Below are 17,707 nucleotides of genomic sequence, written 5' to 3'. Positions count from 1 at the left end.
TAAACAAACTCAATAGTTTCGTGCACAGGTACCTCAACCAAAGAATCGACGAAGGAGGGATATGAGATGATTGAAGCACGCGAGCCGATAATTGTAGAGTTTCCTTTAAGAGGAGAATGGTACTCTCCAAACACGCCAGGGACAAAAATTCCTAGTCACGGCACAAACCAATTAGGATCAAGATATGCTTATGACTTTATTCAAGTGGATTGGGAAAGAATGGGTTGGCCCGCCTATCGCACTAGTTTGGCGCAATATTTACTTTTCGGGGTTCCCTTAGATGATTATTATTGTTGGGGGCAAGAAGTATTTGCTCCTTGTGAAGGAATCATTGTCCAAGCAAAGGACGGTTATAAAGAACGAGCAAGAACAAAATTGCTTTCAGATATGTCTAACGCTTATAAAAATGCTCATTATTTCGACCTAAAAAAAGACGATATACAATCAGTGGCTGGCAACTACATCATTATAGAATGTGCCGACAATATATATGCTGGATTAGTCCATCTTCAAACAGGGTCAATTCAGGTTTCAGTTGGTCAGCGTGTACAAAAAGGTGAAGTTATTGGTAGAGTTGGTCACTCGGGCAACTCCTTTGCTCCGCATTTGCATCTTCAACTTATGGATAGTAGTGACATAGCTACCGCAAATGGATTGCCTTTTGCTTTTGAACAATACGAAATATTTAAAAATGGCCTATGGGAAAAAGTAAATAATGGGATTCCAACAAATAAGGATAGAATAAGATTTTAAAAATTCTGATGAACGGGAATAAATGAAAATAGGCTCGTAGAATGTACCTGTGTGAGAAACTAACAGGGAGGTTTCAATAGTCTTGATTATTTCATTAATCGCGTAAGTTTAAACAAACTCAATGGTTTTATGCAAAGAAAAGATATAAATAGTCTCCTCATTGCTCAAAAGAGCTTAAATATGACAAAGGCATCCTGAATAGATCTATTCAGGATGCCTTTGTCTATCTAAAACAACCATGTCATTAGTAAATGGTTTATAGTCTACAACTGAAGATAATTTTATTAAGGTAGTCGGTTCTCCGAAAGATAAAGTAGCATCAATAAATTCTTCAAGTATTTTCACTGATTCCGTTACAACCTTTACTAAGTAACTAAACTGGCCAGCTAAACGATGGCACTCTACTACTATAGGTTGTTCTTTGCAAAAATCTTTGAATTTTTCCCCTTGTTTTGTATCGAATAAGATAAAAGCTGTTATATTTTTATTTAGTTTTTCAGGATCAAGGATAGCACGATACCCTTTTATAACTTCTTTATCTTCAAGTTTTTTTACTCTTTCATTTGTTGCAGGCGTTGAAAGACCAATTTCCTTTCCTAATTCTGTCATTGATATTCGAGCGTTTTTTTGAAGTTGTATAAGAATGCTATGATCAATCTCGTCCAAGTTTTTTTCCTCCTTAAAATTTTAAGTACATATATACTATTAAAGTTTTAAATTAGGTATCTTTAAAATAAACCTTAAAATGGTTATGTATTCAGAATAATATACCATATATAATTGTGATTAAGAAAAAATTATATTAAATAGGAAGGGGAAAGGAATTTAAATGAAAATATATCATGCTATCATTGAAGATTTAGAAGGAGTTTCAAAATTATTTAATTTGTATCGCATGTTTTATCAACAACCATCGGATTTAGAAGGGGCTAAGACTTACATAAAAAAACGTTTAGCAAGCAGGGATTCTGTTATATTAGTTGTTAAAGATAAGCAAGGATACGTTGGATTTACTCAACTCTATCCAACATTTTCATCAATATCGATGAAAAGAGTATGGATATTAAATGACTTATATGTGGATGCAGAAGCTAGAAACCAAGGGGTAGGAGAAATGCTCTTAGACAAAGCTAAAGAGTTTGCTGCTGAGACAGGGGCAAAAAGTATTAGTTTAAGTACGGCACCGGATAATTATTCTGCACAAAGACTATATGAAAGAAACGGGTACGTTCGAGACTCACATTTTTACCAATACGAATTAGGTTTGTCCTAATAAAACTTCAAATGTATTATTTGTATAGAGTACTTGTCTGAGAAACAAATTCAATAATTCCATGTAATCCATTTCCCAACCAAACACTTCGGAGTGACTTCGTCTAATTGCATGCAAATAGAGAAAAGACCGCCAACTGAGCGGTCTTTTTTCATTGCCTAGCCAGCAAAATCACAAAATACACAACCATCGCAAGAAAACCTAGCGGCACACCGACTCGCGCCCATTCACCACTGCGTATATTCAATTTACCTGCCGCGATGATATTCGGGATATTCCCCGGTATCAGCATCCCTCCACTAATGAGCAATCCAAGCAAAATCGCCTGAATCGTCGCTTCGTCCATAGAAGGACTAATTTCCGCTGCAGCCAGTGTCGCATTATCGAGAACGGCAGAAATCATATTGATCCAATACAGCGTCAGTGGATGAAGATCGAGTAAGTAAAGACGAATCAACGGTTCGAATCCGGCGCCGAGAAGTGTCAAAGCAAGGACAAAAACATACACTTTCATGCCTCTCACGAAAATACTCCAATAAGATTCCACCGCTTGTCCGGATGATTTGCGGACGGTTAAGCGAGGACGGATGATGAACAGTGCCAACAGTCCGAAGACAAAGACCCCTGCTATGATATCCGTTCCGAGCAAATTCATCAGATAATAGAAATCTTCATTCAGTTTATTGGTTGCAATCGTTGAAAGCGGCTCTCCGATGGGGGTAAGCACTGCCCCCATGCCGATCGCATAACATGCCAAAATGACGAAGCGAATTTCCGAGCGGCGGTCCATTTGGAGTACCGAAGCAATCGCAACGAGGACGAGTGCCGCGATAATTGCGGTGATGATACTGGAAACGAGACCTAAAATCATAATAATACAAGCTAAATACAGACGAAAAGGGATAAGCCGGCTGCCGTATAGAATGGCTTTTTCAAACGGCACACGCACCCAACGGAATACAATGCCGGCTGCGACGACTGCTATTGTAATATGGAGCGGGTCATGAAGCGCCTGCATGATTAATTCGGGTTGAAGCACTCCGCTAATATATGCGGCAGCACAGCCCATGAAAAACAGAAAAATTTCCAAGTTTCGTTCTATACGAGTAACGGTAAAAGGCAACAACAATACAAGCATTAGAATCACTATCAAGCCAGCAACCATAAGCTACTCCTTTCTTTCATTATTTCCTACTACTCTATGCAAAGTGCCGCCTCATTTTGCATAGAATGTCCATACGATAGAAAAAAAGGAGAGACGGAACATGGAAGCGACAGATATCGTATTAATTCCCGTCATTATCGGCTTGATTGAGCTGCTGAAATTATATGGTTTGCCTAAAAAATTGATGCCCATTTTCTCACTGGCCCTAGGTATCGGCGGAGGCATGTTCTATTTGTTCCCGAATGATTGGAAGTCCGGTGTGTTAAGCGGGCTGATTATGGGATTGTCCGCGAGCGGGTTGTATTCTGGAAGTAAGACGATGGTGAAGCGGAAGGATTGCGAGGAAGATGGCAATGGAAAATAAGATGGGCAAACTAGGCGAATAGTAATTACGAGAGTGGAGGCAAAAAGCTTCGACTCTATTTTATTGTTCATTTTCAAAAAACAAAAAATAATTTCAACAACAGTGTATCCTTTTCCAAAAAAGATTCTATATGACAGATAAAGAGGTACCCTCTGTTCAATAAAAGGTGGTGAAATAATGAACTACTTAAAAGAACTTGTTTCGTTTCATGACTGGCTGGACACAAACCCTCTATCGAGCGGGGCGATTGCTTTATGGCACACACTGATGGCGATCAACAATAAAACTGTCTGGTCGGATGAGTTTACGGTCGCAAACTTAACATTACAAGCAAAATGTGGTTTATCCCGACAACAACTAGACAGATCCAGAACGCAATTAATGAACGCAGGACGAATCGTCTACACAAAATCCGGTCGGGCCAATCAAGCTGGTAGTTATGCGTTGGTACGTTTTGATACACAGGAAGGTCACAAAGCGAGCACCGTACGGACACGAAACGAACACGACGTAACCACATTAAGTAAACCTAAACAAAATGAAATAAAACAAATCGTTAGACAACAGCCAAGTCTTTCGGATGAACGAATTAAATCGACTAGAGAAAAAAGCTCGGCTGTTGTGGACGCTGGTTTTGCAGAAATCGCCAATTTTTATGAAACCAATATCGCGCCGCTTACCCCACAAATTGGACAGGTTCTCGGCGAAATGTGCGACGAACTAAATTCCGAACTTGCATTACTCGCTTTAAAGAAGGCTGTATTGGCAAACGCGACGCATAAAATTAATTATTCGTTCGGCATCATACGCAACTGGAGGTCGCAAAATTTTACAACGATCACTGACGTGGAAAATGACGAAAAGCAAAAAGCACGCAAAGGGCAACCAAAAGCCAAGGTTCGGTCGTTATTCGATGCCTCGTCGGAAACCCTTGAGCGACAAAGAAAAACAGTGGAGAACTACAAACCGAAAGAAATCGATTACTCGAACTTGCCATTCTAGGAGGGATTGTATTGGTTCATGCATTTGAAAGTGTATTTGAGAAGCTGAACGTCAGCAAAGTAGAGGATTTATTTTTTAAGATCCATCCGGATTATGTGCAAAGTGTATCGGAAGTGCGTATGGAATATGTTCAATGTCCAGCTTGTCAACAGCATACAAAACAAGCATGGGTATATTGCTTTGACGGTGACCGGCTTCAAGAAGACGTTTGGTCGATTTGTCATGAATGTCAGAAACAATTTTATACCCTTCAAGTGGGGGCTAAATTGATTCAGAAGCGCCAGGATATCGTGGATGGTGATTGGTATTACATCAATAGCGATGACAAAGCAGGCTTTAAGAATTTTGAAGAACTGAATTCTGAATTGACGGCGGCGAAAGGAAAAGCTACCGACTATATCAATGATTTGTTAGAAGGTAAGATCCGGAATTTACGGATATCAGGAACGCCAGGTACAGGCAAAACGCATCTCGCTAAGGCGATTGCGCGGACACTCAAACATAAGGGCAGAAAAGTGGCGTTCATCGAATCTCGAAAGCTCTTCGACAATATCAAAAATACGTTTGGCAATCGGGTGGCGCAAGAGCGTTTTGAAAAACAATTTGCTGACTTTGATCTAGTCGTGTTAGATGATGTCGGAGTTGAAACAAATAAAGCGGCCGACGAACTCTCCTGGTCTAGCCGTGAATGGGTAAAACTAATTGATTTGCGACGCGGTAAATCAACCGTATACACAACAAACTTCGACAAGGAATCGCTAAAAGCGGTGATCGGCGCTCGTTCTGTTTCTCGGATAGGTGAGAATTCAGAAACCATCGAATTATTTACTCCGGATCATGATTATAGAGATCGATTATTATATTAGGGGTGTTGGAAATGACTAATTGGATAAACAACAAAGGGATTTACACGGTGTGGCCCGTTGCTGAGGTTAACAAGCAACAAATCAAAGCGGACATGGATGCCTTGGAAAAGCGTCTGCAAATTGCGGAAGCGGCAATGGTTGCACGAAGGGGGTTGGCGGTATTTGAAAAGGTATCCGGTCAGTAAATGGTTCAAGGGCAGTTCGGATTTTATTTAAATTGTACTGGAGGCAGGTGTCTTAACTTAACTTTCTTAAGCATACCTAGGTGTAGAGATCGTATTAATGTGGTAAGATAACCATATACTAAAAAAGACTAGGTGCGACTACACCCAGTCAATGCAGCTGACATCCGCATGAAGTGCGGTTGGCCAGTAAAAGTTATAAGGTGTTACAAAGAGAGTAACCACTCAGCTTTCTGGACAGTTAGCGGAGGGTGGTTACTTTTTTCTGTTGATGAATAGTGCAATCATCGCTACAACTGCTGTTGCCATTGCCGCGAGAAACATTCCAAATTGGAATAACATGTTCATTGCATCGTATGTCACCATGTAAGCACCCCCTTTCAAAGGGAGTGCCAACCGCCCATCCGCTATATGTCGTCTACCTATTAATTATACCATTCTAGCGGATGAAATGACATACTGTTCATATTGCTGCCTATTTCATGCTCGTCATTACTAGTTCTGAATTTCTATGCTAAATCAGGTGTAGAGTTCGTATAAGTATGGTAAACTGAACATATACTAAAAAAGACCAGGTGCGCTTACACCCGGTCAATGCAGCTGACATCCGCATGAAGTGCGGTTGGCCAGTAAAAGTCTTAAGGTGTTACAAAAAGTAACCACTCAGCTTTCCTAGTCATAAGCGGAGGGTGGTTACTTTTTTCTGTTGATGAATAGAGCAATCATCGCTACAACTGCTGTTACTATTGCTGCGAGAAACATTCCAAATTGGAATAGCATGTTCATTGCTTCGTATGTCACCATTTTAACACCCCCTTTCTCAAGGGAGTGCCAACCGCCCATCCGCTATTTGTCGTCTACCATTCAATTATACCATTCCTAAGAGTGAAAAGAAACACAAATAGACCATATGTTCGCCTTCTGTTGATTAAGAAACCATTCCGAATTTAATTTACTATAAAAGCAACAAAAGAGTAGATAAGATGAAAATCTCCACTGAACACGATAAGATAGAAACGTAATCGATTAAAGAGAGGCGGAGATTTTTAATGAACGCATACGATGAGTACATGAGGGGCATTGTACAGCCCATGCGCGAAGAGTTAGTACAATCGGGCTTTACGGAATTAACGACAGCTGAAGATGTGGAACATACATTACAGGACTTAAAAGGTTCTGCAGTCATTGTGATCAACTCGGTCTGCGGTTGTGCAGCAGGTTTAGCGCGTCCCGCGGTTCGCGAAGCAGTTGCGGAAGTAAAACCGGATCATTTATTGACCGTATTTGCTGGACAGGATAAAGAAGCGACGGAAGCTATGCGTTCGCATTTCCCTGAAGTGCCGCCAAGTTCACCATCTGTCGCGATCTGGAATGATGGGAAATTAGCATACTTCATTCCACGTGAACAAATTGAGAACTTTCAAAAAGAACAAATCAAAGATCACCTCGTCGATGTGTTGACGAATGTTGTTAGTCAGTGAACGTGATTATTACGACTGCCGGCCGACCTGATGAACAATCTGCTGCTTTATTGAAATATGCCGAGGATTGTTTGGGTGCTCCTGTTGTCGAACGAAAAAAGCGGTCCGTGTCCAAGTTGCAAGACGTCTATCAATCGGACGTCTTGGTGGCTGGGAAGGACCGTTATTCGTTTTACAGACGCGGGATGTCGGAGCCATTCTTTTTTCATCCGAATTCTGCTACGTATCGATTGAAGCGTCTGTTGAAAGGTGAACTAGATCCTTTAATTGAAGCAGCAGAGTTAATGGCGGGAGATTCTTTTTTGGATTGTACGTTGGGTCTTGGATCGGATGCCATCATCGCGGCTAGTAGCGTAGGTCCGAATGGGATAGTCGAAGGAATCGAAGCAGATAAGGTAATCGCTTTTTTGGCTGCGACTGGATTACGCAATTTTCCGATTGATTTTCCTTTGTTGAAGGAATCAATGGAACGGATTGAAGTCATTCATTCGGAAGCTGTTCAGTTTTTGAAGCAGTGTCCGACAAGTTCGCGTGACGTGGTGTTTTTAGATCCGATGTTTACAACACCCATTGAGGAATCTTCCAATTTTGAGAGTTTGCGTGAAATAGGTGCTATGTATCGTTTGTCGGAAGAGTGGGTAGCTGAGGCTTTAAGAGTGTGCAAGCGACGCGTGGTATTGAAAGACCATTACCAGTCACCAATGTTCGAACGTTTTGGCTTCACTCAGCAAATTCGTCTGCATACGAAAGTGCATTATGGCGTGCTGGAGAAGTGAGTGACGGAGAACCGAACGAAAACTCGTCCGCACCGCACCAATCCAAGACAGAGCCGCACCAAACTGCTTTGTACCGAGCGAAAGTCTACCACAAACGCTCGTAACTCGCACCACACCGCACCAAAACAACCGTAGTGCGAGCGTAACAACTTCTTTCCATAAAAAAAGACTGCACAGGCCGAATTCTTGGCTTGTACAGTCTTTTTTGCGTTTCGCCTGTCGAGACTAGACGGCGTCTTTCACTTTTGTACCATCCAGCTGCAGGCGCCAGTCTCTCGGGACACTTCGGTCTTAAAGATAAAGGCAAAGAGCGCCTTTATTTTTAAGCCCTCCAGTACCTGTCGAGACTAGACGGCGCCTTCCGCTTTAGATCAGTGAGTGAAGTTTAAGGAACTTAAGTATAATGTCAAAACGAGCATTCCGATTCCTAGTAGGAAGTTAACGTCCATTCGTGCGACCTCCTTTATCCTGCGTGTTGGTTGGTTGAATTCCGCTTAACTTGCAATCAACGAACTTTTTGTGAAAAGAATGATTGAAGTTTGACTTTATTGTACAATGAATTGGAGAAAGAAGAAACCTTTTGTCGGCTTTTTCGTATGAGTTACTAGGATGTATGACGAAATGTTGAAGGGAGTGGTAGCATGAAACAATGGTTGCAGCGATTTATGATCGCATCGGTCGCAGTCTTGACGCTTGGGGCCATTACGTCCAATCATGAAATTTGGTCGAACTTTCAGTCGAAGGACGAGCCAAATGAAATGGATTCTACAACTGGAGATTCGCACTATTCAATTGAACTCGACGACTCGCCTACGGAATTTTTATCTACACCTGATTATCCGATTCATTCAGAAGAAGACCAACTGCTCGATCTCGCGCGTTCGCTGTCTTATGAAAAATTCGGTCAGCGCATCGGTCCGGTGATTCAAGATGAATTTGATTCGGAGATTTTCCCTAGAATCGAAGCAGTGATACAGACCACTATACATAATGCAGCAGAACGTCGTCTTGCGATCACAGAACAGCCCTCCGGCGATTACGCAGAAAAGATTTTCCATGTGCATGATAAAATGGCGGGACAGGACGTTATTCGTTTCCACGTTCGCACCGAGAAACGTCCTCTTGATGGGTACTTTTACAATTTCCATTATCATACGGCTGACGATGGGTTCACAGCTCATCATACATTGGGCGACATTTATTGGTCCAAAAACACACCGCCGAAATGGTTGTCTTAAAAATGTTGAAACACTCGTTATGAAAACGGGTGTTTTTTTATTTTGTTATTTTACGGCAACAAAAACAATGAATAAATTACTATTCCGGAGAGATGATAATAACTCTACGTACTATAAATCATTGGAGGTGCCAAAATGAAAGGGAAATTTTTAGCATTGCCATTGGCGGCAGTATTGTTGTTGAGTGCTTGTGGAGAAGACAATGACAAGGATAATTTCAAAGTAGAAGATCCGCTGACAGAGGACAACGGAGAAAATGATGTAGGTACGTGACAAGAAAGAAGTAAATAAAAAGCGGAGTCAACGCGATCCACTTGATGTGAGCGTACAAATATTGTGTTTATATACAACCAAACAGTATAAACACCACCAAAATTCAGTCCAAAAACACACCTCCAAAATGGCTTTCGTAATTCGCCATCTAAAGAGGTGTTTTTTTGTTCTCGATTTTAAAAATGTCATTGGTAGGGTCATGACTAAAATAATGCTATACTGTATGTAATTTAGAAGCAGTTGCTTGAAAAAAGGAGTCTGAAAATGAAGCAATATTTAAATCTTTGTCAACATATTCTGGAAACAGGAACGAAAAAAGGAGATCGGACCGGTACGGGGACATACAGCGTTTTCGGTTACCAAATGCGCTTCGATTTAGCCAAAGGCTTTCCTTTATTGACGACCAAACGAACAGCATTTCGTCTGATCGTCTCCGAGTTATTATGGTTTTTGAAAGGCGATACGAATATTCGGACGCTTATCCAAGACCGCAATGGAATTTGGGATGAATGGGCGTTTGAACGATATGTAGAGAGCGATGCATATACAGGGCCGGATATGACGGATTTCGGGCATCGTGTAGTGGAAGATGAACAATTTGCGAAAACGTACAAAGCTGAACTTGCTGCATTCAAAGAAAAGATTCTCACAGATGAAGATTTTGCAAGGAAGTATGGCGACTTAGGTCCTGTCTATGGCAAACAATGGCGGGCGTGGGATACAGACCACGGTGTCATTGACCAATTGGCTCAAGTCATCGAAAGTATCAAAACCAATCCTGATTCACGTCGCCATATCGTCACGGCTTGGAATCCGGCGGAAGTGGATGAGATGGCGTTGCCTCCTTGCCACCTACTGTTTCAATTTTACGTGGCGGACGGAAAATTATCTTGCCAGCTCTATCAACGAAGTGCAGATGTCTTCCTAGGTGTACCTTTCAATATTGCTTCATATGCGTTATTGATTCATTTGATTGCCCATGAATGCGGTCTGGAAGTGGGTGAGTTCGTTCACACACTCGGAGACGCACACATCTATCAAAACCATCTGACGCAAGTACAGGAGCAGCTATCGAGAGAGCCTAGAGACTTGCCGAAACTAAACATCAATTACGCAGGTCGTTCCATCTTCGACTTAAACGTAGAAGACATTACGATAGAAGGCTACGATCCGCACCCGAAAATCACTGCACCGATTGCTGTGTAAGGAGGAGAAAAATTTTGATTTCACTACTAGTTGCACATGACGTACAGCGCGTAATAGGAAAAGACAACCAAATGCCCTGGCATATTCCTGAAGAATTGGCTTATTTTAAAAAGATGACGATGGGTAAAGCGATCGTTATGGGGCGTAAAACATTTGAATCGATCGGGCGTCCGTTGCCTGGGCGCTTGAATATTATTGTCACTCGGAATGAATCATATGAAGCAGAAGGTATAACGGTCGTGCATGATCTGCAAACAGCCATCCAAAAAGCTAAAGAATACTCCGAAGAAGTAGTCATCATTGGAGGAGCACAGATTTTTGATATGGCAATGGACTTGGCGGATCGACTGTATATCACCGTTATTGAAAATTCCTATCCAGGCGACACGTTCTTCCCTGAATATAAAGATGGCTGGCAGCTGACTAGTGAGTCCGACGTACAATATGCAGAAGACCGCACAGCATATGTCTATCAAATTTGGGACAAAAAAGAATAGCGCCCTTCTTATACATACAGAAGGACGCTAAAATACATGGCTGCGCTGCCGGCAATGACGAATAAATGCCAAATTGCATGATTGTACGGCAAGCGCCGCCACGCATAAAAAACAGAACCGAATGTGTAGAGAACTCCCCCAATTACGAGCAGCCAAAAGCCTGCGGGCGGAAGTTGTTCATACAATGGCTTGATTGCAATAATGATCAGCCAGCCCATGACGATATAAAGCGCCAGTGAGGCTTTCTCAAAACGGTGAATGAAAAAGATTTTGAACAAGATCCCTAGTATCGTAAGTCCCCAGATAATGCCGAACAATGTCCAGCCGAGAGCCCCTTTTAATGTTACGAGCAAGAAGGGTGTATATGTTCCCGCGATTAAGACATAAATGGCGGAGTGATCCAAAATCGAGAAAAACTCTTTCACTTTAATGGGCATACTATGTAGTAATGTGCTCATTAAGAAAAGCAACAGCATAGAGACCCCGAAAATCGTGAAACTGACAACGGCTATCGCGGTTCCGCGCTCTATACCTGCCAATATCAGAAAGACCAGCGCAGGTATGCTGAGCAAGAAACCGATTGCGTGGGTAATCGCATTCCAACGTTCTTCCGAAAAATTCTTGAAATCAAATGCATCTGACAAAAAGCAACAACTCCTCAAACCTCACTATAGCAAAAAATGAACAGAAAATCGCATTTCACAGTACGCGAAGGAGACCATAAACATGAAAAAAATACACATCGTCACGGATTCTACCGCTGATCTCACTAAAGAACTCATAGAAAAACACGAAATTCACGTTGTACCTTTGACTATCCAAATTAACGATCAATCTTTTGTGGATGGAGTAGAACTTCAGCCCGACCAATTTTTAGACCTCATGCGAGAGTCAAAAGAACTTCCAAAGAGTTCACAACCCGCTGTCGGTGTCTTTCAAAAATTATACGATGAACTAGGAGCGGACGGCTCTCAAATTATCTCGATCCACATGACGGGCGGGATGAGCGGCACAGTGAAATCTGCCCAAGCGGCGGCCCAGGCTTCTTCTGCAGACGTTACGGTCATTGATTCCATGTACATTTCACATGCCCTAACGTTTCAAGTACTCGAAGCATGCCGTATGGTGGAAGAAGGGAAATCTGTCCAAGAAATTGTGAACGGGCTTGACAGCGTTCGTAAACGTTCTTCACTATATGTAGTGGTGGACGTACTGGATAATCTAGTAAAAGGCGGCCGGATCGGCAAGGGGAAAGCGATGTTCGGATCATTAATGAACATTAAACCGATCGCTACATTGAAAGATGGCGTTTATACCCCTGTCGCGAAAGTACGCAGTCACAAACAAGTCGTCACATATTTATTGAATGAGTTTAAAAAAGAGACTGCGGGGAAAGTAATTCGTAGCGTTGGCATCGCCCATGCGAATGGACTATTGATGGCCGAACCTTTGAAAAAAACGATTGAAGAAATGGGTATTCAAGTAAAGCTTACATTTACAACGCCAATTGTCAGTACCCACACGGGCGAAGGCGCGATTGGTTTTATGTTTTACACAGAGTAACACTATCAAAACAAAGGGGAAGATAGAGTTTATGAGAAGAATGGTTTTATTCCTGTTCGTCTTCTCATTGTTTTTATCCGGGTGCCAAGCACCATTTAGCCAAAAAGAAACGGCTTTGCCAGAAAGAGAACCAGTTCTCTTCGAACCTTTCTCAATACCGGAATATTTTGTTCCAAAGCGGGTCAACGTACTCGGTTTAGGAGATTCATTGACACAAGGGGTAGGGGATGAACGTAAAGAAGGCGGTTATTTCGGACGCTTAACAACAGAGATGGAACAATGGAAAGGGATAATGGAAGTAGATGCTGTGAATTTAGCAAAGCGAGGAAAGAGAAGCGATCAGCTGTTAGATCAGCTGGAAGATACCGACGTGCAAGAAGCAATCGTGCAAGCCGACTATATCGTTTTTACAATTGGCGGCAATGATTTGATGAAAGTAGTCAAAGGGAATTTCATGAAAATGAAGCTTTCCGATTTTTATAAGGAACTTGGTAAATTTGAAAATAGAATGGAAGAGTTATTTCAGTTGATCCGTTTGCTCAATCCAAATGCACCGATCATTGTAGCCGGTCTATACAATCCATTTTCTGTCGTTACGGATGAAGTGCAGGAATTTGAGGAGATTGTCGATGATTGGAATGCTTCATTGGAAGAACAAGTACGGAAAGACGGAGCAGCTTGTTTCATTCCTGTTAAAGATTTATTTAATTCGAATACAAATATGGTTTATCATACAGACTTCTTCCATCCAAACAGTAAAGGCTATGATTTGATGGGAAAACGATTTGTGGATGAAATGAAGAAATGTTCAGCAATTGATTTGGAAGTGGAGTGAGCAACTAATGAATTATTGGAAAATAGCATTCTTCAGCCTTGCAGGATTAATCGCAGCATCGATCGTCGGGCTGATCATAGTAATCGGCAATACCGCATCTTCACCTCCTCTTCCTGAATCAAACGCTTCCTCGAAGGCAGGATATTCGCTGGAATTAAATACGACGAAGGAAAATTTCGAAGGCATTGCGAATACGTACATTCGGAAAGCGGTCAAAGGCGCATTACCTGTTGAGTTGGAAATGCGTGATGATGTACTCCTGACGTCAGAACTAACCGTGTTTTCCTATACGTTGCCACTTGCCATGCACTTTGACCCGATCGTGCGGGAAGATGGAAACTTAATCCTGAAGCAATCGTCTATGGAATTAGGGGATTTGAATATTCCTCCTTCGACTGTATTAAAGCTATTGAAAAACTCTGTCGAATTCCCTCCATGGATGATCGTTCGGCCGAAAGAAGAAGAAATTTTCATTGATTTGCAAGATTTGCCGATCTCCGGTGACGTTAAAGTGAAAGCAAAAGAAGTGAATTTAGCTAAAGATGAGATTATATTGGAAGTATTGATTCCGAAAAATTAAGGAGGCAACATAGATGGCGACACAATACGCAACATTTGCAGGTGGTTGTTTTTGGTGCATGGTCAAACCGTTCGACCTATACGAAGGCGTACATTCTGTTACTTCAGGCTATACAGGAGGACATACAGTCAATCCGACGTATGAAGAAGTCTGTTCGAACACGACGGGACACCGCGAAGCAGTGAAGATTGAATTTGATGATGACATCATCTCGTATAACGAATTATTGAATATTTTCTGGCAAGTGATTGATCCTACTGATGCAGGCGGACAATTTTACGACCGTGGCGAGTCCTATAAATCTGCAATCTATACACATTCAGCTGAACAGCAAAAAGAGGCTGAAGAATCTAAAACAGAGCTTCAGGCGAGTGGGAAGTTTGACTTGCCAATTGTCACAGACATTTTACCGGCGCATCCATTTTACCCAGCTGAGGAATATCATCAGCAATATTATGAAAAGAACCCTGGGCATTATGAAAGTTACACCGTAGGATCAGGACGAGCAGGGTTTATTGAAAAGCATTGGGGGGATCCATCATGAAAGAGGACTTGAGAAACCGATTGACGGATATGCAGTATTATGTAACGCAGGAAAGCGGGACAGAGCCGCCCTTCCAAAATGAATTTGATGCACATTATGAAGAAGGTCTATACGTGGATGTCGTTTCAGGCAAACCGTTGTTCAGTTCCCATGATAAATTCGATGCGGGCTGTGGTTGGCCAAGCTTTTCGAAGCCAATTGAAGCGTCTGAAGTGACGGAGCACTTTGATACCACTCATGGGATGCGCCGTACAGAGGTCCGCAGCAAAACGGCAGATTCTCACTTGGGACATGTCTTCCCGGATGGTCCAGCTGATCAAGGCGGACTGCGCTATTGCATCAATTCTGCAGCTATGCGTTTCGTTCCTGTCTCCGATTTGGAGAAAGAGGGCTACGGAGAGTATAAAGGGCTATTTACGTGATGGATCGATCCTTTTATCATTTTGCGTTGAGGTATCGTGGCGGTGGAAAAGACGATGTGAAGGCGATGTTTGCAGAAAAGATGTTTCGTGATCCGAGTTTTCCAAAAAATGAAGAGGAATTCGATACGTTGTCACGTTATGTCGAGGATCAAGCCGATCACGATTTAAGCTCCACTACCTTTGATGAACTGTACGCAATCTATCAAGACGTATGCAGCAGATAAATGGCGAGGTCTTCATTGCATCTCGCCTTTATTCACTGTATGATAAAATTAAAATAGCGAAATGAGGCTGAAAAAGACATGAGCATACATATTAATGCGAAAAAAGGCGATATCGCCGACACGATTCTTCTTCCGGGAGATCCACTGCGTGCAAAGTATATTGCGGAAACGTTTTTAGAAGATGTTGTTCAGTACAATGAAGTACGAAACATGTTCGGGTATACGGGTACATACAAAGGAAAACGCGTTTCAGTGCAGGGAACAGGTATGGGCGTTCCTTCTATTTCTATTTACGCAACAGAGTTAATGCAGGAGTTTGACGTGCAGAAATTAATTCGTGTGGGTACATGCGGTGCCATCCAAAAGGACGTAAAAGTTCGCGATGTGATTTTAGCACAGGCTGCGACAACGAACTCATCGTTAAACGATACAACGTTCGGTCCCATCCGTTATGCTCCGATCGCAAATTTCGATCTTTTATTGAAAGCATTTCATGCAGGGAAAGAAAAAGGCCTTCATTTGCAAGTGGGGAATGTTTTCACAGAAGACTTCTTTTATAATGAAGACGCACAGCATGAAAAATTAGCACGTCATGGTGTATTGGCTGTAGAAATGGAAGCTGCTGCACTTTACACGCTAGCTGCTCGCTTTGGCCGTCAAGCGCTTGCTGTGCTTACGGTTAGTGATCATATCCTTACAGGCGAAATCACTACGCCTGAAGAACGCCAATTAACATTCAATGACATGATCGAAGTAGCACTAGAAGCAGCAATCGCTGAATAATACACAGTATTTTAAACAGCGGAATGGCTGCACATAAAGAACCTTTGAACAAAGACCGCTCTAGACAGCGGTTCTTTTCATGGGAGTTTAGAAAGTAGGGAAGACGATGAACGAGAACGATTCAAAAGAAAACGGAGAGGTAGAGCCGGAAAAGAAACCCGAACCTAGCCGGTATATCCGGATTAAGCCGTTTTCGCTGATCATGCTCATCTTTGCCCTTGTACTGGCGACAGCAGCGGTTACATTCTTCGCATTAACAGTCGGTGATGATAAAGTCGTAGAGGTCGTCAAACCCCAACAAGTGGGAAGTGAACGAAAAGAATTTAAAAAGCTTTTCGATGCGTATGATCAACTGAAACAAAGTTATTTCGATGATGTCGACGAACAAGTCATACTGGACGGAGCAATCAACGGTATGGTCGATGCGTTAGGAGATCCTTATTCGGACTACTTGAACGAAAAGGAAGCGAAGCAGCTGAATGAAAGTATATCATCCAGTTTTGAAGGAATCGGCGCAGAAATTCAAGAGTCCAATGGCTATATCAGCATTGTATCTCCTATTAAGAATTCGCCTGCAGAAAAAGTCGGGCTATTGCCGAATGATACCATCCTTTCGGTAGACGGAAAAAGTATCCAAGGTATGTCCTCTTCGGAAGCTGTACTGTTAATTCGCGGGGAAAAAGGGTCAACGGTCACATTATCGGTCCGACGTGGGACAGCCGCAGAGCCGTTCGAGGTGAAAATCGTACGAGATGTCATCCCCGTTCATACGGTATATGCCGAAATGCTGGATGACAATATTGCACATATTAACATTACGTCCTTCTCTGAAAATACGTATCAAGAATTACTGGAATCTTTAAATGAAATGACGGAAAAAGGGATGAAAGGTGTCCTGATCGACGTACGTCAAAATCCAGGTGGTGTGTTGAGTGCCGCTATCGATATTTCTGATCTATTTGTAGAAGAAGGGAAAGCTTTATTCCAGACACAAGAAAAGGGTCGGCCGGCAGAGATTTTCCCTGCGTCAGACGGTCAGAAAATTAACGTGCCTGTTGCATTGATCGTAGACGATGGAAGTGCGTCGGCATCTGAAATTTTAGCAGGTGCGCTGAAAGAATCCGCTCATATTCCGATTGTCGGTATCAAGACGTTCGGTAAAGGGACTGTGCAGACACCGACACAGCTGCAAGATGGTTCCAATCTAAAGTTGACGACAGCCAAATGGTTGACGCCGGACGGCAATTGGATTCATAAAAAAGGGATTGAGCCTGATGTTAAAGTGCCATACCCTCCTTATGCATCACTTCCGTTCCTAGATGCCTCTGAAGAAATGAAGGAAGGCATGGTATCTCCTGCGGTTCAAGCTGCTGAAGAAATGCTTGAAGTAGTAGGATACCATCCTGGGGAAACGGACGGGTTGTATGACGCAAACACTGCACAGGCCGTTAAATCATTGCAAAAAGACCTTTCACTCGAACAAACAGGCATACTGACTGGCGATTCGACGATTGGTTTAATGCAAAAATTGCGGGATAAGATGAAAGAAGACGATCCTCAATTGCAAAAGGCAAAAGAAGTCGTCCTGAAGAAAGTAAAATCATAATCCGTTTAATACGGACAAGAAAACGCGTCCAGCCTTGTTTGGATGCGTTTCTTCTATAGAAGGGATAGAGGTTT

At 42.3% G+C, this 17,707-nt stretch carries 25 protein-coding genes; 20 read left to right on the top strand and 5 right to left on the bottom strand.

Features of this window, described 5'->3' with window-relative positions:
• Positions 1–66 precede the first annotated feature (66 nt).
• A complete protein-coding gene (locus MKY93_RS09075; protein WP_340758847.1) occupies positions 67–753 on the top strand; it encodes a M23 family metallopeptidase in 687 nt (228 codons plus the stop codon).
• Positions 754–957: 204 nt separating this feature from the next.
• Here the strand turns inward: MKY93_RS09075 and MKY93_RS09070 are convergent, their stop codons facing one another.
• Positions 958–1,419, bottom strand: a complete 462-nt coding sequence (locus tag MKY93_RS09070) for an Lrp/AsnC family transcriptional regulator (RefSeq protein WP_340758846.1) — start codon at positions 1,417–1,419, stop codon at positions 958–960.
• A 163-nt stretch (positions 1,420–1,582) separates the two neighbouring features.
• Between MKY93_RS09070 and MKY93_RS09065 the strand changes: the two genes are divergently transcribed.
• Positions 1,583–2,026 (top strand): GNAT family N-acetyltransferase, encoded by a 444-nt coding sequence (locus MKY93_RS09065; RefSeq protein WP_340758845.1) that lies wholly within the window; start codon positions 1,583–1,585, stop codon positions 2,024–2,026.
• A 151-nt stretch (positions 2,027–2,177) separates the two neighbouring features.
• Here the strand turns inward: MKY93_RS09065 and MKY93_RS09060 are convergent, their stop codons facing one another.
• Entirely contained in the window at positions 2,178–3,191 is a 1,014-nt protein-coding gene (locus MKY93_RS09060) for a DUF1646 family protein (RefSeq protein WP_340758844.1), read from the bottom strand.
• Between the two features lie 100 nt (positions 3,192–3,291).
• Here MKY93_RS09060 and MKY93_RS09055 point away from each other — a divergent pair, with 100 nt between their 5' ends.
• The 4 genes from MKY93_RS09055 to MKY93_RS09040 all read left to right on the top strand — a co-directional run bounded on the left by MKY93_RS09055 (position 3,292) and on the right by MKY93_RS09040 (position 5,608).
• The gene (locus tag MKY93_RS09055) at positions 3,292–3,555 is read left to right on the top strand and encodes a hypothetical protein (RefSeq protein WP_009496602.1); all 264 of its coding nucleotides are present in this window, start codon (positions 3,292–3,294) and stop codon (positions 3,553–3,555) included.
• Positions 3,556–3,732: 177 nt separating this feature from the next.
• Complete coding sequence (locus MKY93_RS09050; RefSeq protein WP_340758843.1) at positions 3,733–4,557, top strand: DnaD domain-containing protein; 825 nt, start codon at positions 3,733–3,735, stop codon at positions 4,555–4,557.
• A gap of 11 nt (positions 4,558–4,568) precedes the next feature.
• Positions 4,569–5,423, top strand: a complete 855-nt coding sequence (locus MKY93_RS09045) for an ATP-binding protein (protein WP_340758842.1) — start codon at positions 4,569–4,571, stop codon at positions 5,421–5,423.
• Between the two features lie 11 nt (positions 5,424–5,434).
• On the top strand, positions 5,435–5,608 hold the full coding sequence (locus tag MKY93_RS09040) for a pilus assembly protein PilO (RefSeq protein ID WP_340758841.1): 174 nt from the start codon (positions 5,435–5,437) through the stop codon (positions 5,606–5,608).
• A gap of 252 nt (positions 5,609–5,860) precedes the next feature.
• Here MKY93_RS09040 and MKY93_RS09035 read toward each other — a convergent pair whose 3' ends face one another.
• Positions 5,861–5,971: a putative holin-like toxin gene (locus MKY93_RS09035; RefSeq protein WP_245799416.1), complete on the bottom strand. Its 111-nt coding sequence runs from the start codon at positions 5,969–5,971 to the stop codon at positions 5,861–5,863.
• A 327-nt stretch (positions 5,972–6,298) separates the two neighbouring features.
• Complete coding sequence (locus tag MKY93_RS09030) at positions 6,299–6,409, bottom strand: putative holin-like toxin (protein ID WP_245799415.1); 111 nt, start codon at positions 6,407–6,409, stop codon at positions 6,299–6,301.
• Between the two features lie 245 nt (positions 6,410–6,654).
• Between MKY93_RS09030 and MKY93_RS09025 the strand changes: the two genes are divergently transcribed.
• The 6 genes from MKY93_RS09025 (at position 6,655) to MKY93_RS09000 (ending at position 11,076) form a co-directional block, all read left to right on the top strand.
• Positions 6,655–7,086: a BrxA/BrxB family bacilliredoxin gene (locus MKY93_RS09025; protein WP_009496609.1), complete on the top strand. Its 432-nt coding sequence runs from the start codon at positions 6,655–6,657 to the stop codon at positions 7,084–7,086.
• Complete coding sequence (locus tag MKY93_RS09020) at positions 7,083–7,862, top strand: class I SAM-dependent methyltransferase (protein ID WP_340758840.1); 780 nt, start codon at positions 7,083–7,085, stop codon at positions 7,860–7,862. The genes MKY93_RS09025 and MKY93_RS09020 overlap by 4 nt, the downstream gene beginning before the upstream one ends.
• A gap of 641 nt (positions 7,863–8,503) precedes the next feature.
• Complete coding sequence (locus tag MKY93_RS09015; RefSeq protein WP_078816655.1) at positions 8,504–9,100, top strand: YpjP family protein; 597 nt, start codon at positions 8,504–8,506, stop codon at positions 9,098–9,100.
• A 135-nt stretch (positions 9,101–9,235) separates the two neighbouring features.
• Positions 9,236–9,373, top strand: coding sequence for a hypothetical protein (locus MKY93_RS09010; protein ID WP_009496612.1), 138 nt, complete (start codon positions 9,236–9,238; stop codon positions 9,371–9,373).
• A 264-nt stretch (positions 9,374–9,637) separates the two neighbouring features.
• The gene (locus MKY93_RS09005; RefSeq protein ID WP_340758839.1) at positions 9,638–10,579 is read left to right on the top strand and encodes a thymidylate synthase; all 942 of its coding nucleotides are present in this window, start codon (positions 9,638–9,640) and stop codon (positions 10,577–10,579) included.
• 14 nt (positions 10,580–10,593) lie between these two features.
• Positions 10,594–11,076: a dihydrofolate reductase gene (locus tag MKY93_RS09000; RefSeq protein ID WP_340758838.1), complete on the top strand. Its 483-nt coding sequence runs from the start codon at positions 10,594–10,596 to the stop codon at positions 11,074–11,076.
• An 8-nt stretch (positions 11,077–11,084) separates the two neighbouring features.
• Here MKY93_RS09000 and trhA read toward each other — a convergent pair whose 3' ends face one another.
• Positions 11,085–11,720, bottom strand: a complete 636-nt coding sequence (trhA, locus tag MKY93_RS08995) for a PAQR family membrane homeostasis protein TrhA (RefSeq protein ID WP_009496615.1) — start codon at positions 11,718–11,720, stop codon at positions 11,085–11,087.
• Positions 11,721–11,802: 82 nt separating this feature from the next.
• Here trhA and MKY93_RS08990 point away from each other — a divergent pair, with 82 nt between their 5' ends.
• The 8 genes from MKY93_RS08990 to MKY93_RS08955 all read left to right on the top strand — a co-directional run bounded on the left by MKY93_RS08990 (position 11,803) and on the right by MKY93_RS08955 (position 17,633).
• Positions 11,803–12,639: a DegV family protein gene (locus MKY93_RS08990; protein ID WP_009496616.1), complete on the top strand. Its 837-nt coding sequence runs from the start codon at positions 11,803–11,805 to the stop codon at positions 12,637–12,639.
• A gap of 31 nt (positions 12,640–12,670) precedes the next feature.
• On the top strand, positions 12,671–13,474 hold the full coding sequence (locus MKY93_RS08985; RefSeq protein ID WP_040758095.1) for an SGNH/GDSL hydrolase family protein: 804 nt from the start codon (positions 12,671–12,673) through the stop codon (positions 13,472–13,474).
• A gap of 7 nt (positions 13,475–13,481) precedes the next feature.
• Entirely contained in the window at positions 13,482–14,054 is a 573-nt protein-coding gene (locus MKY93_RS08980; protein ID WP_340758837.1) for a YpmS family protein, read from the top strand.
• Between the two features lie 13 nt (positions 14,055–14,067).
• Complete coding sequence (gene msrA, locus MKY93_RS08975; protein ID WP_340758836.1) at positions 14,068–14,598, top strand: peptide-methionine (S)-S-oxide reductase MsrA; 531 nt, start codon at positions 14,068–14,070, stop codon at positions 14,596–14,598.
• The gene (gene msrB / locus MKY93_RS08970) at positions 14,595–15,020 is read left to right on the top strand and encodes a peptide-methionine (R)-S-oxide reductase MsrB (RefSeq protein ID WP_009499536.1); all 426 of its coding nucleotides are present in this window, start codon (positions 14,595–14,597) and stop codon (positions 15,018–15,020) included. Before msrA ends, msrB begins: the two co-directional genes overlap by 4 nt.
• Positions 15,020–15,244: a YozE family protein gene (locus MKY93_RS08965; protein ID WP_078816650.1), complete on the top strand. Its 225-nt coding sequence runs from the start codon at positions 15,020–15,022 to the stop codon at positions 15,242–15,244. Before msrB ends, MKY93_RS08965 begins: the two co-directional genes overlap by 1 nt.
• 78 nt (positions 15,245–15,322) lie before the next feature.
• A complete protein-coding gene (gene deoD / locus MKY93_RS08960) occupies positions 15,323–16,027 on the top strand; it encodes a purine-nucleoside phosphorylase (protein WP_009496621.1) in 705 nt (234 codons plus the stop codon).
• A 106-nt stretch (positions 16,028–16,133) separates the two neighbouring features.
• A complete protein-coding gene (locus MKY93_RS08955) occupies positions 16,134–17,633 on the top strand; it encodes a lmo1851 family serine protease (protein ID WP_340758835.1) in 1,500 nt (499 codons plus the stop codon).
• Positions 17,634–17,707 lie beyond the last annotated feature (74 nt).

It is taken from the genome of Sporosarcina sp. FSL W7-1283 (assembly GCF_038003105.1).
In the GTDB taxonomy this organism is placed as follows: domain Bacteria; phylum Bacillota; class Bacilli; order Bacillales_A; family Planococcaceae; genus Sporosarcina; species Sporosarcina newyorkensis.
The sequence above is the reverse complement of the archived record's forward strand: the minus strand, read 5'-3'. Positions and strand labels throughout refer to the sequence as shown.

Coding starts and splice junctions, on each gene's coding strand:
- MKY93_RS08965 (WP_078816650.1), top strand. CDS start 15,020: ATGGATCGATCCTTTTATCATTTTGCGTTGAGGTATCGTGGCGGTGGA.
- MKY93_RS08985 (WP_040758095.1), top strand. CDS start 12,671: ATGAGAAGAATGGTTTTATTCCTGTTCGTCTTCTCATTGTTTTTATCC.
- MKY93_RS09030 (WP_245799415.1), bottom strand. CDS start 6,409: ATGGTGACATACGAAGCAATGAACATGCTATTCCAATTTGGAATGTTT.
- msrA (WP_340758836.1), top strand. CDS start 14,068: ATGGCGACACAATACGCAACATTTGCAGGTGGTTGTTTTTGGTGCATG.
- MKY93_RS08955 (WP_340758835.1), top strand. CDS start 16,134: ATGAACGAGAACGATTCAAAAGAAAACGGAGAGGTAGAGCCGGAAAAG.
- MKY93_RS09055 (WP_009496602.1), top strand. CDS start 3,292: ATGGAAGCGACAGATATCGTATTAATTCCCGTCATTATCGGCTTGATT.
- MKY93_RS09035 (WP_245799416.1), bottom strand. CDS start 5,971: ATGGTGACATACGATGCAATGAACATGTTATTCCAATTTGGAATGTTT.
- msrB (WP_009499536.1), top strand. CDS start 14,595: ATGAAAGAGGACTTGAGAAACCGATTGACGGATATGCAGTATTATGTA.
- MKY93_RS09015 (WP_078816655.1), top strand. CDS start 8,504: ATGAAACAATGGTTGCAGCGATTTATGATCGCATCGGTCGCAGTCTTG.
- MKY93_RS09040 (WP_340758841.1), top strand. CDS start 5,435: ATGACTAATTGGATAAACAACAAAGGGATTTACACGGTGTGGCCCGTT.
- MKY93_RS09065 (WP_340758845.1), top strand. CDS start 1,583: ATGAAAATATATCATGCTATCATTGAAGATTTAGAAGGAGTTTCAAAA.
- MKY93_RS08990 (WP_009496616.1), top strand. CDS start 11,803: ATGAAAAAAATACACATCGTCACGGATTCTACCGCTGATCTCACTAAA.
- MKY93_RS09050 (WP_340758843.1), top strand. CDS start 3,733: ATGAACTACTTAAAAGAACTTGTTTCGTTTCATGACTGGCTGGACACA.
- MKY93_RS09025 (WP_009496609.1), top strand. CDS start 6,655: ATGAACGCATACGATGAGTACATGAGGGGCATTGTACAGCCCATGCGC.
- deoD (WP_009496621.1), top strand. CDS start 15,323: ATGAGCATACATATTAATGCGAAAAAAGGCGATATCGCCGACACGATT.
- MKY93_RS08980 (WP_340758837.1), top strand. CDS start 13,482: ATGAATTATTGGAAAATAGCATTCTTCAGCCTTGCAGGATTAATCGCA.
- MKY93_RS09075 (WP_340758847.1), top strand. CDS start 67: ATGATTGAAGCACGCGAGCCGATAATTGTAGAGTTTCCTTTAAGAGGA.
- MKY93_RS09005 (WP_340758839.1), top strand. CDS start 9,638: ATGAAGCAATATTTAAATCTTTGTCAACATATTCTGGAAACAGGAACG.
- MKY93_RS09060 (WP_340758844.1), bottom strand. CDS start 3,191: ATGGTTGCTGGCTTGATAGTGATTCTAATGCTTGTATTGTTGTTGCCT.
- MKY93_RS09010 (WP_009496612.1), top strand. CDS start 9,236: ATGAAAGGGAAATTTTTAGCATTGCCATTGGCGGCAGTATTGTTGTTG.